The organism is Marichromatium sp. PS1 (assembly GCF_041155115.1).
Lineage (GTDB): Bacteria > Pseudomonadota > Gammaproteobacteria > Chromatiales > Chromatiaceae > Marichromatium > Marichromatium gracile.
Genome location: NZ_BAAFHB010000005.1, coordinates 318653 through 332864, shown reverse-complemented (window position 1 = coordinate 332864; position 14212 = coordinate 318653). Strand labels below are relative to the sequence as shown.

Here is a 14212-nt window from a genome sequence, read left to right as displayed (position 1 = left end):
CTAGCCGAAAACGCCGTCGACCGCTCGTCGACGACCCTGCCCGGGACTCAGTGGAACAGCGCCTCGGCGGCCTGAAGCAGCGTCTCGGCCTGGTCGGCGGGCGCGGCGGCGCCGGTCTGGTGGCGCGGCTCGAACAGCTCGCAGAAGTTGGCGCGGACCTTGTCCGTTACCGGTTCGGCGATCGGCTCGATGCAGTCGTTGGCGCGTCCCGGGGCGTGGTGCCGGCAGTTGCGGCAGCAGTGGGTGGCGCGCTCGCAGTTCGGGCAGCGGCCCTCGCGGGCGTAGTCGAGACGGGTCAGGGGGCTGCCGCAGTGCCAGCAGTTGCCGAGGCTGGGGTCTGTCATGATGGCGAGGTCCGGGGCGCCAGGCCCCGCTCCGTGGCTGGTCGGTGCACGCAATTCTAGCGCTCGCTCCGGTGCTTCGCGACGACGAAAAAAGGGGGCCGTGTGGCCCCCGAAGACTCCTCCTCCTTTGGTCCCTCTCGCGGGCACCCGCCTCGTGGCGGGTCAGCCGAAGGTGTCGTGGGTGATGTTGTTGTACCAGCTGTAGGCGTACTGCACCTCGCGGGCCAGTGCCCAGTCGGGTGCGTCGCTCGGGGTCAGGCCGCCGGCGCCCTCGACCGGGGCGATGGTGGCGCCGTCCTCGCTGAGGCGGTAGACGGCGGCGACCGAGATGCCGTAGTCGGTGCCGATGATCGAGTAGCAGGTGTTGATGTAGGAGGGCGTGCCCGGCTCCTCGCCCTTGAGCAGCGCGGCGATCGCCGCGGCGGCGACCTTGCCCTGGCTGTTGGCCGAGTAGCCGGACTTGGGCATCTTGGTGGCGATACAGGCGTCACCGATGACATGGATGCCGGGATGGATGCTCGACTCGAAGGTGCGCTTGTCGACCGGGCACCAGCCGCTGTCGTCGGCCAGGCCCGCCACCTGGGCGATCTTGCCGGCGCGCTGCGGCGGGATGACGTTCATCACGTCGGCCCGGATCTCGTCGCCGAAGCTGGTCTCGGCGACCATGCCCTCGGCGTCGACCCTGACCACGGCGGCGTCCGGGCCGGGATGCCACTCGATCAGGCTGTCCTCGGTGCCGAAGCCGTAGAGTCGCTCCCAGCCCTGGGTGAACAGTCCCTGCTTGGAGAAGGCCTGCTTGCTGTCGAGGATGATGACCTTGGACTTGGGCTTGTGGCCCTTGAGGTAGTGGGCGATCTGGCTGGCGCGCTCGTAGGGACCGGGCGGACAGCGGAAGGGGTTGGGCGGGGCGACCAGCACCACGGTGCCGCCGTCGGCCATCTCCTCGAGCTGGCGGCGCAGCAACGCGGTCTGGGCGCCGGCCTTCCAGGCGTGCGGCAGGGTCTCGGCGGCGGTCTCGCTGTAGCCCTCGATGCGGTCGTAGAGCAGCTCGATGCCCGGGGCGACGACGCAGCGGTCGTACTCGAAGCGCTCGCCGCCGGCGGTGTCGACTGCGCGCGCCTCGGGGTCGATCGCGGTGACGGTGTCGTGGACCACGCGGATACCGTGCGCGCGCAGCCCGTCATAGCCGTGCTCGAGGGTGTCGAGCTGGCGGTCGCCGCCAATCACCTCGTTGCTGAGATAGCAGGTGTAGTAGGTCTGGTTGGGCTCGATCAGGGTCACCTCGATCGCCGGGTCGGCGCGCTTGAGGTACTTGGCGGCGGTGGCCCCGCCGGTGCCGCCGCCGACCACCACCACCCGGTGGCTGGCGGCGCGGGCGAGATAGGGGGCCGAGAGCAGGCCGAGGGCGGCGGTGGCAGTGGCGCCGGTCTTGACGAAATCGCGTCTGCTGAGCTTCATCGCGTGCTGATCCTCCGATGTCCTTATTGTTGGCTGGCGTAGAAGGCGTACAGGGCTTCGAGACCGTCCTCGCCGTGGCGCTCGAGCAGGTCCTCGAGCTTGCTGCGCATCTTCTTCGGCAGCTCGCGACGATCGGCGCGGAAGTCCTCCATGGCGTAGCGCAGATAGGGCATCCACTGTCCGGCGAGGATGTTGTAGTCCTCCTCGTCGACCAGCGGGATGCCGCCTTCGGCGTGGCACTTCTCGCAGAAGCGGTCGTGGAGCTCGGCGCCGGTGTCGACCAGTGCCGCGTCGTAGTCCTGGGGGGCTGGGCGATAGGGCTGGCCATGGAAGTATTCGGCCATCGCCTCGAACTCGGCGGTGTCATAGCCCTTGGCGATGCGGCCCATCACGGTCGAGTAGGTGTCTCCGCTCTTGAACGCCTCCATGGTGTCGACGAATACCAGCGGGTCCATCGCCGAGATGCTGGGCGCCGCCGGCCCCATGCTGTTGCCCTCGGTGCCGTGACAGCCGGCACAGGCGTTGGCGAGCATCTCCGGGGTGGCGTCTCCGGCCTGTGCGGCGGAGACGAGTCCGAGCGCGAGGAGTCCCGCGGTCAGGGACAGTCTGTTGCGGATCGAGTCGGCCATTCCTTCCTCCTGTTGCATCTTTGCGGTAGACCGACGCCCTCCGGGGCGTCGGCGGCTGAGGGGTAGCGGCCTGGGCCACTGCCTCTTGAGCAAGTGCGCGGTGCGCGGAGTCGTGTCGTCGCCCGGCGGCGAGCGGGATCAGTGACCGCGGGCCAGCAGCTCGATCGCCTCGCGATTGTCGAGCTGGCGGGCGCGGTCCGCCGCGGTGCGTCCCTGCGCATCCTCGAGAGCGGGGTTTGCGCGATAGTCGATCAGGAGATCGATCAGGGCGTTGTGATCGGTCGAGATGGCCTCCATCAACGCCGTGGTGCCGTCGCTGTCTTGCAGATTGGGGTTGGCGCCCTGTTCCAGCAGCAATCGCGCCAGCTCGTGGTGGCCCTGGCTGGCGGCGAGGATCAGCGCGGTGGCGCCGAGCGCGTCGCGGGCGTTGACCTCGGCGCCGGCCTCGAGCAGGGCGCGGGCCATCTCGAGCTGGCCGCGGTCGGCGGCGATCAGCAGCGCGGTGGCGCCGTCGCGGTCGCGCGACTCGAGCTCGGCGCCGGCCCCGAGCAGCGGTGCGACCAGGGCGACATGGCCGCGTTCGGCCGCCTGCATCAGCGCGGTGCGACCGTCGCGATCGGCGGCCTTGGGATCGGCGCCGCGGAACAGCAGCTGTTCGACCATCTCGAGGATGCCGTGACGCGCGGCGATCATCAGCGCGTCCCAGCCGGCGCGGGTGCGGTCGTGGACATGGGCGCCGCGTGCGATCAGCAGCGCCGAGATGCCGATATGTCCGCCCTCGGCGGCAAAGGTCAGCGGGGTGCAGCCGGCGACGGTGCGGGCGTTGACCGTTGCGCCACGGGTCAGCAGCAGCGCCACCGTCTCCAGCTCGTCGGCCTCGACGGCGAACATCAGCGCGGTCTTGCCGAAGGCGTTGGCGGCATCGACGGGGGCGCCGCGGTCGAGCAGTTCGGCCATGGTCTCGGTGTCTCCGACCATGGCATTGAGCCTGAGCTCGGTGGCAAGGTCGGCCGCCCCGGCGCCGCCCGCGCCGAGCAGCAAGGCGGCGAGCAGGGAGATCCTCGGGGCGCGGCGGCAGGTCCTGTTGCTGGTCATCATCTCCGGCCTCGTCGTTGCGCGGGCGCCGACCTCAATCGGCGGCGGCCGTTTCGGGCAGCGGCTCGTAGGGCTCTTCGTGGACGATGCCCTTGTGACAGTCGATGCAGGTCTGTCCCTTGTCCTCGGCGGCGGCGTGACGGCTACGCGCCGAGCGCCCCTGTTCGGAGAGGTCCATGCTGGAGAAGTCGTGGCAGGTGCGGCACTCGCGCGAGTCGCTGCGCTCCATCTTCGCCCAGACCCGCGAGGCCATCTCCCAGCGACGCGCCTCGAACTTCTCGGGGGTGTCGATGGTGCCGACCAGCTCGTGGTAGACGTCCTTGACGGCGATGACCTTGGTGACCAGCTTTGGCCACAGCGCCTTGGGGACATGGCAGTCGGCGCAAGTCGCCTGTACGCCCGAGGGGTTTTTGTAGTGGAGTGTCTCCTTGTACTCCTCGAAGTTGGTATGCATCGTGTGACAGGAGGTGCAGAACTCCATGGTGTTGGTGGAGCGGATGCCGAAGTCGAGCGCGGCGACGAAGCCGATGCCGGCAAAGAACATCAGAACCAGGACTGCCATGGAGAATCTGCGCCGAGACGTCTTGCGCTGGGGCATACGGACCATCCTCCCCGACGGCGGTTGGTGACCGGTCCCGAGCACGCCCAGGAGGTCGCTCCGCCTTCTTGATAATTGTCATTGATCTTAAGTGAATTGGTCTGTGGTTGCCAAGGCCGGCGCCCGTGTCCGAGGTTGGCGGGCGTATTCCGGACGTGGACGTGTGCCGGGAACGCCGCCGTGAATCACTGGTCGGAGGTGGAGTGGTGCTATCGCAGTTGATCCCCGCTCATGGGGTCTCCGTGAGCCCCGATGTCGTGCGGCAGGTGCTCGCCACCGCCTTCGCGATCGACGATGGACTGCTCGGTGACGCCGTCACGATCCGTGTCTCCGGTGTCTCCGACGACCAGAACGCCATGCTGATGGCCGAGCTGCTGCTGGATCGTCTGTGCAGGGTCTCGGGGCGGGTGCTGGTCGATGTGCGCCGGCTGCACGGCCGTCCCTCGCTGGCCTCGGTCTACTTCCTGATGCGCGAGTTGCCGCTGCGCCAGCACCCGCCGCGTGAGGTCGCGATCCTGGAGCGTGAGGCGCTGCGTGCCCATGCTGAATTCCATCGCACGACCGCAGCCAACACCGGGGTGTGTTTCACGTACTTCTTCGACGTCGCCGCGGCATGTGCCTGGCTGGCCGCCGGGCGTTGAGTCGGTAGCGACGGCGGATCTCTCGGGGGATGGGATTCATGCAAGGACGTTGTTGCATCATCAAGGTCGGCCGGACCTTCGGCGAGCTGGTCGCGCGTCGAGGTGACTTCGAGGACTGGATCCGCACCGGTCTCGGCAGCGATCGCGCCTGGCGGGTGGTCGACGCTGCGGCGGGCGCATCCTTGCCCGCGCCCGATGAACTCGCCGCGGTGGTGATCACCGGCTCGCACGCCATGGTCAGCGAGGCCGCGCCCTGGAGTCTGGGCATCGAGCGGTGGCTCTCGGGGGTGTTGGCGCGCCGGGTGCCGGTACTCGGGATCTGCTACGGGCACCAGTTGCTCGCCCGCGCCTGCGGCGGCGAGGTCGGCTTCAATCCGCGCGGACTCGAACTCGGCTGTGTCGAGGTTCGGCTGAGCGCGGCGGCGCACGACGATCCGCTGTTCGGTGGGCTGCCCGATCGCTTCGTGGCGCCGGTCACCCATGCCCAGTCGGTCTTGCGCCCCCCGCCCGGTGCCCGGGTGCTGGCAGCCAACGACCACGATCCCCATCAGGCATTGCGCCTGGGTGCGTCGGCCTGGGGCGTACAGTTCCATCCCGAGTTCGATCGCGAGGCGACCCAGGTCTATGTCGATCGCCAGATCGACGCCCTGGGCGCGCGCGGGTCCGAGGTCGAGGTCGTCGACACTCCCGAGGCGGCCGGCCTGCTCCAACGCTTCGCCGCTTTGGTGAGCGGGCGGTAGGGTGCCCAGCCGCCAGCCGCCAGCCGCCAGCCGCCAGCGCCCAGCCGGGGAGATTGAACCGCGAAGGCGCGAAGGGCGCAAAGAGCCTCAAGTCGTAAGCGGCCAGTCTCCAGCAGCCAGTGGGAGCGCACCCTCGACGAGGGCACGTCTTGCCCGCATCCGTGGTGCAGGTCTTTGGCACCAGCGCTTGAGGGTAGTCAGCCACTGGTGGCTGGTGGCTGGTGGCTGGTGGCTGGTCGCTGGTCGCTGGCGTGATGGCCTCTAGCGCTGCGCGGAGAAATCGAGCATGCGCTGGATCGGGCGTACCGCGCGCTCGCGGATGGCGTCCTCGACCCGGATCTCCTGGTCGCCCTCGCGCAGCACGCGCTCGAGGTTCTGCAGCGCGTTCATCGCCATCCACGGACAGTGCGCGCAGCTCTCGCAGGTCGCGCCCTCGCCGGCGGTGGGGGCCGGGATCAGCGTCTTGTGGGGGGCGAGCTGACGCATCTTCCAGAAGATGCCGGTGTCGGTGGCGACGATGAACTCGGGGTTGGGCAGCTCGGTGACCGCGCGGATCAGCTGGGTGGTCGAGCCGACCACGTCGGCCTGCTCGACCACCGCATCGGGTGATTCGGGGTGGACCAGCACCGCCGCGTCGGGGTGTAGCGCGCGCACGCGTTCGAGGGCGTACGACTTGAACTCCTCGTGGACCACGCAGGCGCCGTCCCACATCAGCATCTCGGCGCCGGTCATGCGCTGGACATAGTGGCCGAGATGGCGGTCAGGCGCCCACAGGATCTTTTCGCCGCGCTCTGCAAGGTGGCGCACCACCGGGAGCGCGATGCTCGAGGTCACCATCCAGTCGGCGTGTGCCTTCACCTCGGCGCTGGTGTTGGCGTAGACCACCACGGTGTGATCCGGATGGGCGGCGCAGAAGGCGGCGAAGTCTGCTGGCGGGCAACCCTCGTCGAGCGAGCAGGTGGCGCTCAGATCGGGCATCAGCACCCGCTTCTCGGGGTTGAGGATCTTGGCCGTCTCGCCCATGAAGCGCACCCCGCAGACGACCAGGGTGCTGGCCTCGGTCTGGGTACCGAAGCGCGCCATCTCGAGCGAATCGGCGACCCGGCCGCCGGTTTCCTCGGCCAGTTCCTGGAGGTCGCCGTCGGTGTAGTAATGGGCGACCAGTACCGCGTCCTGCGCCTTGAGCAGTTTGGCGATGCGCTCCTTGGTGGCGCGCTTCTCGTCGGCGCTGAGGATGGGCCATTGGGGCTGGGGCGGTACCTGGACAGTGGGGCGGGAGCCACCCCCCGTGGTCGCGTTTGGCATGGTCGTTCTCTAGTGGTTCGTCTGGGGTCCGGCCTGGCGCCGCAGACGGGTTCGTCGCGGGCCGATGTCATGGCATTGGACCGGTCTCGGGTATGAATGCTCCCGTCCAGGCGTGTCGCCGCGCCGTGGCGAGCAGCGCCATCCGTGGGCTGGTGGACGGGGGGTGCATGGTGGCGCCGCAGCGCCGTGTCGCCACCGGCCGGGGTCGGCCGGTGGCAAGCTCTCCTCCGGGCGAACCCGGAGCGGTCAGGTCAGGCCGAGGCGGAGTCGCTTTCGGTTGCGGACTGCCCCCGGCGCGGCTTGTCGGGCAGGCCGCGCGGGTTGGTGAAGCGCTCGTTGAGGGTCTGGATATAGTTCTCGCAGTTCTGCAGCACCTCGTCGATGGTGTTGCGGCTCCTGCGACTCCAGCCGATCGGCGAGCCCGAGAGCACGGTGCGCCAGAAGCGGGTGTTGCGCTGGAAGGCGCCGATCACGTCGCCCGGCGGGTTGTGCTTCTCGACCTGCTTGCGCAGCCAGGGCATCACGCTCAGCGCCGCCAGTCGGCGGATGGTGAAGTGCCCGCCGATCACCAGCACCGCGATCACGCCCTCGAGCCCCCACAGCCCCCAGGAGACGGTGGTGAAGAGGTCGAGCCACTGCGGGTCGTAGACCAGCCCGTGCCAGTGTCCGGCCCGCAGGCTCCAGACCATGAAGGCGCCGGCCAGCAGCGCGAGCAGGATGGTCTCGGTGACCAGGGTGCGACGACGCCAGCGACGCTTGGCCTGTTGCAGCAGCGCCATCGAGCCGTCGGTGAAGTCGGTGGCGGTCTTGCGCAGCGCGGCGACGATGCGGTAGGCGCGCTCGATCTCGACGCGCTCCATGCGCAGATAGATCTCGGCGAGATCCTCGTCGCGCTTCTTCTCGAAGCGCGCGCGCCGGTGCTCGTCGGCGATGGTGGTGCCGGCGTCCGGGCTGTAGACGGTGTAGAAGCGCCCGGCGGTGAGTCCGGCCTCGCCGAGCGCGCGCAACCAGGCGGCGACCACGTCCTCGGGGTTATCCTCGGTGGCCGCCGAGTCCATCTGGTTGAGGATATAGAGGAACTTGCCCGAGTCGGCCCGGTTGATGGTGTCGCGCACCAGGTGCTTGAGGGTGTCGCGCATCGCCCCGGGCTCGGGGTGACGGGCGTCGAACATCACCAGCACCAGGTCGGAGAGGTCGATCATGTGATCGGTCAGGCGCAGGATGGTGGTGCGCTGGGCATCGGCGTCGAAGCCCGGGGAGTCGATCAGGATCTTGCCGCGCAGCCGGTCGCTGTGACAGGTCTTGAGCTGCAGATAGGTATCGATGCGGTTGCCGTCGCCGCTGTCCTCGGCGGTGTCGACATGGGCGATGTCGCGCGACATCTGGTAGAAGGGGAAGCGCGGGTCGGAGTCGAGCGAGACCCCGGGCAGCGAGTGGCTGATCGGGTCGGCGCTGTAGACGACGACGGTGAAGCGGTCGTCGACGGCCTGGTTGCCGGTGCGCTGGAGCTTCTCGCCGAGATAGTGATTGATGAAGGTCGACTTGCCCGCCGAGAAGGTGCCGAGCACCGAGATCAGCGGCCACCAGGGGATCTGACTGGAGAAGGTCTGATTGGTCTGCAGAACGCCGGTGGCGTAGGCGACCTCGTCGATCTCCCGGAAGCTCTGCACGGCACTGAGCAGGACCGGGTTCTCCTGCTCCAGGTGGGACTCCAGTTCCTTCAGGCGCTGCTGCACAGCGTCAGCGGTAGACGGCATGGATTGGGTTCCTCTCTGCGATGGTCCGTGCGCTTGTCGCTTGCGGGTGTGTGCCGGGCACGTCGCGGCGGACGCGCACTTCAGTATCGGGCTCACCTGCGGTTTCCCGGCGCGCGATGGCCCGCGATGTTACAACGAACCCCCAGGCCAGTGATAGTCGACCGCGCGGCGGTCTGCATGTCCCCGGGAACGGGCCCGTGGCCTGGGTTGAATGTCTCGCGGCGACACAGGCATACTGGACAACTGCGCCGTCCGGAGCACAGGGATGCGGCACCTGGCATGTCTCGCAGTACCCGGCCGAAGATCGCCTGGTCCATGAAAAGACGGACGCGCGCCGGGCTCAACGACCCTCCCCCCCGACGGTGTCCGAGTTCCGCTCCGAACCGCAATCGCGCCCTTCGGGCTTCCGACTCAACACACAGCGTTTGGTGTGCGATCCGATGGCAATACAGATGAGAAAGGCCTCAGCCGCGTGGCTGTTCGCCCTCGCCCTGGTGGGCGCCGCAAACACGGCGCAGGGGCAGGGCGGTCCGGACGAGACCTTCGTCGTCCAGCAGGCGCAGGGTGCGCCGACGGTCTCCATCGGCGGGACCGTGGTCCCCTACAAGGAGGTGATGCTCGCCGCCCAGCTCCCCGGGCGCGTGACCTTCATCGCCGGGCGCGAGGGCGACGCCTTCGATGACGCCGAGCTGCTGGTGGCCATCGGCGACGCCGAGTTGCTGGCCAAGCGCCGTGCGCTGCTCGCGCAGATGGCCAGCGCCGACGCCCAGCTGCGCAACGCCGGGGTGCAGTACACCCGCGAGATCTTCTCGCCGCAGTCGCGCGCGGTGCCCGGCGGCATGGGTCTGCCCAACCTGTTCGATCAGATGTTCACCCGTCCGGTCGAGTCCTTCATCGGCGAGCGTGATCGCAGCGCCGAGCGCTCGGCCGACCTGTTCGCCTCCGGCGTGCAGATCCAGGAGGCGCAGAACCTGATGCTGCGTCTGCAGGCCGAGCTGCAGGCGCTCGACGCCAAGATCCGCGATGCCCGCGGCATTGCGCCCTTCGACGGTGTGATCGTGAAGAAATTCGTCGAGGTCGGCGACACCGTGCAGCCGGGGCAGCCGCTGCTCAACTATGCCGACATCGAGTATCTCCAGGTCGAGGTCGACGTCCCGGCGCGACTGCGTGCGGGGCTGCGCGAGGGGATGATGCTGCAGGCCGAGATCGACCCCTCGAACCAGCGCGTGCCGGTCCGGGTGGCGCAGATCTTCCCCATGGCCGACCCCCAGCGTCACACCATCAAGATCAAGTTCGACCTGCCCCAGGGCGTCTCCGAGCCGGGGATGTACGCCAAGGTGCTGGTGCCCGATCACAACGCCCCGGCGCGTGCCAACCCGGTCGTGCCGCGCTCGGCGGTGCGCTACAACGGCAGCCTGCCCGGGGTCTATGTGCTCGACACCGAGGGCGCAGCCAAGCTGCGCCTGATCCGTGTCGGCGAGTCGCTCGAGGGCGGTTTCATCACCGTGCTCAGCGGGCTGCGCCCGGGCGAGCGAGTGCTCGCCGACCCCGGTCCCGGGGTGAGTGCCGGCTGGGCCCGAGGCGAGGACGCCGGGCACTGACGGATCAACCGGTCGCGGCGCGCAGGACCGCCCGCGACCCGGCGTGACGGCCTGCGACCGTCGCGCCGCTGGGCAGCGACGCCCGCTGCGGGCGTCCGCCGATCGCCGCCACGCCGCGCTGGCCCGTACAAGCTGGATTCGACATGAGCCAAGACGTAACCCCCATGACCTCGGATCAAGACACCCGTCTCGCCGACGACGCGCATCTCGGCATCGCCGGGCGCACCGCCCGCTTCTTCATCCGCTCGCCGCTCTCGCCGCTGTTCTACGCGGCGATGCTGATGATGGGGCTGCTCGGGTTGATGATGACCCCGCGCCAGGAGGATCCGCAGATCTCGGTGCCCATGATCGACATCATGGTGCAGTACCCGGGCGCCTCGGCGCAGCAGGTGGCCAACCTTGCCACCCAGCCGCTGGAGCGGCTGATCAGCGAGATCCCCGGGGTCAAGCACGTCTACTCGGCCTCGCGGCGCGGCGAGGGGCTGGTGACCGTCGAGTTCGACGTCGGCGAGGAGATGGGCCCCTCGTTGGTCAAGGTCAACGACAAGCTCGCCTCCAACATGGACCTGATCCCGCCGGGTGTGCTGCCGCCCCTGGTCAAGAGCAAGGGGATCAACGATGTGCCCATCGTCACCCTGACGCTGTGGTCGAAGGATCTCGACGACAACGGCATCGCCGACGTCGACGACGGCCAGCTGCGCCTGCTCGCCCAGGACCTGCTGCAGGCGCTCAAGCAGGTCGAGGACACCGGCAACGCCTTCATCGTCGGCGGGCGGCGCGAGCAGGTCACCATCGACGTCTCGCCCGAGCGGCTCTCGGGCTATCGCATCAGTCTCGACCAGGTGGCGCAGACGCTGAGGAGCGCCAACGCCGAGACCACCGCCGGCGACGTCGAGTCGCGCGGCGCGCACTTCACCGTCACCACCGGCGCCTTCCTCACCGGGGTCGAGGACATCAACCGGCTGGTGGTCGGCACCTACAACGACATCCCGGTCTACATGCACGATGTGGCCGAGATCCGGCTCGGACCCGAGGACGCCAGCCAGCTCGTCACCTATTACACCGGACCTGCCGCCGAGATCGAGACCCGCGCCGACGGTCGTCCCGCCGTCACCCTCGCCATCGCCAAGAAGGAGCTGAGCAACGGCGTGACCGTGGCCGATGCCATCCTCGAGCGGGTCGAGGAGCTGCGCGGTACGCGCATCCCCGACAACGTCGAGGTCAGCGTCACCCGCAACTACGGTGAGTCGGCCGATCAGAAGGTCTCGGAGCTGATCTGGAAGCTGATCAAGGCCACCCTGTTCGTGGTGGTGCTGGTGCTCATCGCCTTCCGCGCGGTGCGCCCGGCGCTGGTGGTGATGCTGGTGATCCCGGTGGTGCTGTTCATGACGGTGTTCATCGCCTGGGTGGGCGAGTTCACCATCGACCGGGTGAGCCTGTTTGCGCTGATCTTCTCCATCGGCATCCTCGTCGACGATGCCATCGTGGTGGTCGAGAACATCTACCGACGCTGGCTGGCCGAGGGCCGCACCGACGAGGCCACCGCGGTCGACGCGGTGCGCGAGGTCGGCAACCCGACCATCCTCGCCACCTTCACGGTGATCGCGGCGCTGCTGCCGATGGGCTTCGTCAGCGGCATGATGGGGCCCTACATGGCGCCGATCCCGGTGCTCGGCTCGGTGGCGATGTTCGTCTCGCTGTTCGCCGCCTTCGTCTTCACCCCCTATCTGGCGATCTCCAAGTGGCTGCGCCCCTCGATGGGCTATCTCGCCGCCGCCGAGCGGCGCGAGCATCGCGACGCCGAGCGACTCGAGCGCTTCTTCCGCCGCGTGCTCACCCCGCTGATGGAGAGCCGCGCCAAGCGGCGCATCTTCCGCCTGGTGCTCTGGGGCACCTTCCTCTTCGCCTGCTCCTTCTTCTACTTCAAGTGGGTGGCGGTGAAGATGATGCCGCTCGACAACAAGCCCGAGTTCTCGGTGGTGATCGACATGCCCGAGGGCACGGCGCTGCCGGTGACGGCGAATCTCGCCCACCGGCTCGCCGAGCAGCTGCGCACCCTGCCCGAGGTGACCGCGATCCAGCTCTATGCCGGCACCGCGCGACCGTTCGACTTCAACGGCATGGTGCGCCACTACTATCTGCGCTCCGACCCCTGGCAGGGCGAGCTGCAGGTGCAGCTCACCGACAAGCACGCGCGCGAGCGCAGCAGCCACGAGATCGCGGTCGCCGCGCGCGAGCTGATCACCGCCACCGCGCACCAGGCCGGGGCGCGGATCGCGGTGGTGGAGATGCCGCCGGGACCGCCGGTGCTGCAATCGGTGGTCGCCGAGATCTACGGCCCGACCCCGGAGCTGCGCCGCGAGTTCGCGCGTGACGTCACCGCCTTCTTCGGGCAGGCGCCGAGCGCGCGCGATGTCGACAACTATCTGCGCGACGACTTCGACTACTGGCGCTTCGAGGTCGATACCGAGAAGGCGGTGCGTCGCGGCATCTCGGTCGACACCATCAACCGCAACCTCGAGATGGCCCTCGGTGGCGCCACCATGGGCGACATCAAGCAGCAGAGCGGGCGTCAGAGCGGTCACGAGCCGACCCGGATCGTCATCCAGGTGCCGCTGGCCGAGCGCTCGCAGATCGAGCGTCTGGGCGATCTGCCGATCCTCTCCAACCAGGGCTTCACGGTGCCGTTGAGCGAGCTCGGGCGCTTTGTGCTGACCCCCGAGGAGGATCTGATCTATCACAAGGATCTGCGCCCGGTCGAATACGTCGTCGCCGACGTCGGCGGGCGTCTGGCCGCGCCGGTCTATGCCATGTTCCAGGTCCAGGACCTGATGGCCGAGCAGGACTACCTCGCCCCGGACGGCTCGCGTCCGAACGCCGGCGGCGGTTTCGGCGATGCCTTCCACTGGCTCGGCGCGCCGCCCAACGACGGGCGTCTCGCCTGGCAGTGGGCCGGTGAGTGGACGGTCACCTTCGAGACCTTCCGCGACATGGGCGCGGCCTTCGCCGTCGCCCTGGTGCTGATCTACATCCTGGTGGTGTGGGAGTTCGGCAACTTCCGCATCCCGCTGGTGATCATGGCGCCGATCCCGCTGACCCTGCTTGGCATCATCCCCACCCACGCGCTGGTGTTCGCGATGGGCATGGGCGGCGAGTTCACCGCCACCTCGATGATCGGCTGGATCGCCCTGGCCGGGATCATCGTGCGCAACTCCATCCTGCTGGTGGATTTCGCCATCCACGAGATCCAGAAGGGCGTGCCGGTGGCCGAGGCGATGATCCGCGCCTGCAAGATCCGCACGCGCCCGATCCTCATCACCGCGCTGGCGCTGGTCGCCGGCTCCAGCGTGATCATCACCGACCCGATCTTCCAGGGCATGGCGATCTCGCTGCTCTCGGGCGTGGTGGTCTCGACCCTGCTCACCCTGATCGTGATCCCGCTCGGCTGTGTCGCCGCGAGCGAGGCCATGTGCGAGGTCGCGGCGGCGAGCGCGCCGCCCGGGGTGCGGGTGCCCTGTCTCGCCGAGCGCGAGGAGGCCGCCGAGGCCGCAGAGCGCGCGCGTCCCGATGCCGCGCCAGGCGCGGGGCGGATGCGCCGGATCGCCGCCCAGGCCGGTGAGATCCTGGTGATGGTGTTCTATGCGGTGCGCGCGATCTTCGTGCTGCTGTTCGAGGCGCTCAAGGGGATGCTCGGGCGTTGGCGCGAGCGGCGCCGTCCGCAGCGCCCGGCGCCGACGCGGACCACGGCGCCGACGCCGAGCGACACTCCGGCAGCGGATACCTCGCCCACGACGCGTGCCGCCGAACCGGAACCGGAACCGGAACCGAAACCTGAGCCTGAGTCCGAGTCCGAGTCGCCGGCGAAGAGGACGACCGCGAAGAAGACGACGGCGAAGAAGGCCACCGCGAAGAAGACGACGGCGCGCAAGACCACCGCGAAGTCGACCACGACGCGCAAGACCGCCAAGCGCAGCGGGCGGCGTGGCATCCAGTTGAAGGATGACGCCCAGGAGCCGCCGAGCGATGACTGAGTCGTCTCCGTCT

Annotated in this window: 11 protein-coding genes; 4 read left to right on the top strand and 7 right to left on the bottom strand. The window is 68.8% G+C overall.

What is annotated here, in order from left to right; translation table 11 throughout:
• Window positions 1–47: 47 nt before the first annotated feature.
• The 5 genes from ACAM26_RS13795 to ACAM26_RS13775 all read right to left on the bottom strand — a co-directional run bounded on the left by ACAM26_RS13795 (window position 48) and on the right by ACAM26_RS13775 (window position 4124).
• Window positions 48–344: a hypothetical protein gene (locus tag ACAM26_RS13795; RefSeq protein WP_123142138.1), complete on the bottom strand. Its 297-nt coding sequence runs from the start codon at window positions 342–344 to the stop codon at window positions 48–50.
• Window positions 345–506: 162 nt separating this feature from the next.
• Window positions 507–1802 (bottom strand): NAD(P)/FAD-dependent oxidoreductase, encoded by a 1296-nt coding sequence (locus ACAM26_RS13790; RefSeq protein ID WP_123142137.1) that lies wholly within the window; start codon window positions 1800–1802, stop codon window positions 507–509.
• A gap of 23 nt (window positions 1803–1825) precedes the next feature.
• The gene (locus ACAM26_RS13785) at window positions 1826–2431 is read right to left on the bottom strand and encodes a cytochrome c4 (protein WP_123142136.1); all 606 of its coding nucleotides are present in this window, start codon (window positions 2429–2431) and stop codon (window positions 1826–1828) included.
• A gap of 138 nt (window positions 2432–2569) precedes the next feature.
• Window positions 2570–3529, bottom strand: coding sequence for an ankyrin repeat domain-containing protein (locus tag ACAM26_RS13780; protein ID WP_123140599.1), 960 nt, complete (start codon window positions 3527–3529; stop codon window positions 2570–2572).
• Between the two features lie 31 nt (window positions 3530–3560).
• Complete coding sequence (locus ACAM26_RS13775) at window positions 3561–4124, bottom strand: NapC/NirT family cytochrome c (RefSeq protein WP_123140600.1); 564 nt, start codon at window positions 4122–4124, stop codon at window positions 3561–3563.
• A gap of 242 nt (window positions 4125–4366) precedes the next feature.
• Here ACAM26_RS13775 and ACAM26_RS13770 point away from each other — a divergent pair, with 242 nt between their 5' ends.
• Window positions 4367–4765, top strand: a complete 399-nt coding sequence (locus tag ACAM26_RS13770) for a hypothetical protein (protein ID WP_123142135.1) — start codon at window positions 4367–4369, stop codon at window positions 4763–4765.
• Between the two features lie 38 nt (window positions 4766–4803).
• Window positions 4804–5505 (top strand): glutamine amidotransferase, encoded by a 702-nt coding sequence (locus ACAM26_RS13765; protein ID WP_123142134.1) that lies wholly within the window; start codon window positions 4804–4806, stop codon window positions 5503–5505.
• 261 nt (window positions 5506–5766) lie between these two features.
• Here ACAM26_RS13765 and nadA read toward each other — a convergent pair whose 3' ends face one another.
• Window positions 5767–6810 (bottom strand): quinolinate synthase NadA, encoded by a 1044-nt coding sequence (gene nadA, locus ACAM26_RS13760; protein ID WP_123142133.1) that lies wholly within the window; start codon window positions 6808–6810, stop codon window positions 5767–5769.
• Window positions 6811–7061: 251 nt separating this feature from the next.
• On the bottom strand, window positions 7062–8567 hold the full coding sequence (locus ACAM26_RS13755) for a dynamin family protein (RefSeq protein WP_123140603.1): 1506 nt from the start codon (window positions 8565–8567) through the stop codon (window positions 7062–7064).
• 452 nt (window positions 8568–9019) lie between these two features.
• Here ACAM26_RS13755 and ACAM26_RS13750 point away from each other — a divergent pair, with 452 nt between their 5' ends.
• Complete coding sequence (locus ACAM26_RS13750) at window positions 9020–10168, top strand: efflux RND transporter periplasmic adaptor subunit (RefSeq protein WP_223806043.1); 1149 nt, start codon at window positions 9020–9022, stop codon at window positions 10166–10168.
• Between the two features lie 143 nt (window positions 10169–10311).
• The gene (locus ACAM26_RS13745) at window positions 10312–14199 is read left to right on the top strand and encodes an efflux RND transporter permease subunit (protein ID WP_369613908.1); all 3888 of its coding nucleotides are present in this window, start codon (window positions 10312–10314) and stop codon (window positions 14197–14199) included.
• Window positions 14200–14212: the final 13 nt, after the last annotated feature.

Bases quoted from the DNA above. Each gene is read 5' to 3' on its own strand.
- ACAM26_RS13795 (WP_123142138.1), bottom strand. From the start codon at position 344: ATGACAGACCCCAGCCTCGGCAACTGCTGGCACTGCGGCAGCCCCCTG.
- ACAM26_RS13790 (WP_123142137.1), bottom strand. From the start codon at position 1,802: ATGAAGCTCAGCAGACGCGATTTCGTCAAGACCGGCGCCACTGCCACC.
- ACAM26_RS13785 (WP_123142136.1), bottom strand. From the start codon at position 2,431: ATGGCCGACTCGATCCGCAACAGACTGTCCCTGACCGCGGGACTCCTC.
- ACAM26_RS13780 (WP_123140599.1), bottom strand. From the start codon at position 3,529: ATGATGACCAGCAACAGGACCTGCCGCCGCGCCCCGAGGATCTCCCTG.
- ACAM26_RS13775 (WP_123140600.1), bottom strand. From the start codon at position 4,124: ATGCCCCAGCGCAAGACGTCTCGGCGCAGATTCTCCATGGCAGTCCTG.
- ACAM26_RS13765 (WP_123142134.1), top strand. From the start codon at position 4,804: ATGCAAGGACGTTGTTGCATCATCAAGGTCGGCCGGACCTTCGGCGAG.
- nadA (WP_123142133.1), bottom strand. From the start codon at position 6,810: ATGCCAAACGCGACCACGGGGGGTGGCTCCCGCCCCACTGTCCAGGTA.
- ACAM26_RS13755 (WP_123140603.1), bottom strand. From the start codon at position 8,567: ATGCCGTCTACCGCTGACGCTGTGCAGCAGCGCCTGAAGGAACTGGAG.
- ACAM26_RS13750 (WP_223806043.1), top strand. From the start codon at position 9,020: ATGAGAAAGGCCTCAGCCGCGTGGCTGTTCGCCCTCGCCCTGGTGGGC.
- ACAM26_RS13745 (WP_369613908.1), top strand. From the start codon at position 10,312: ATGAGCCAAGACGTAACCCCCATGACCTCGGATCAAGACACCCGTCTC.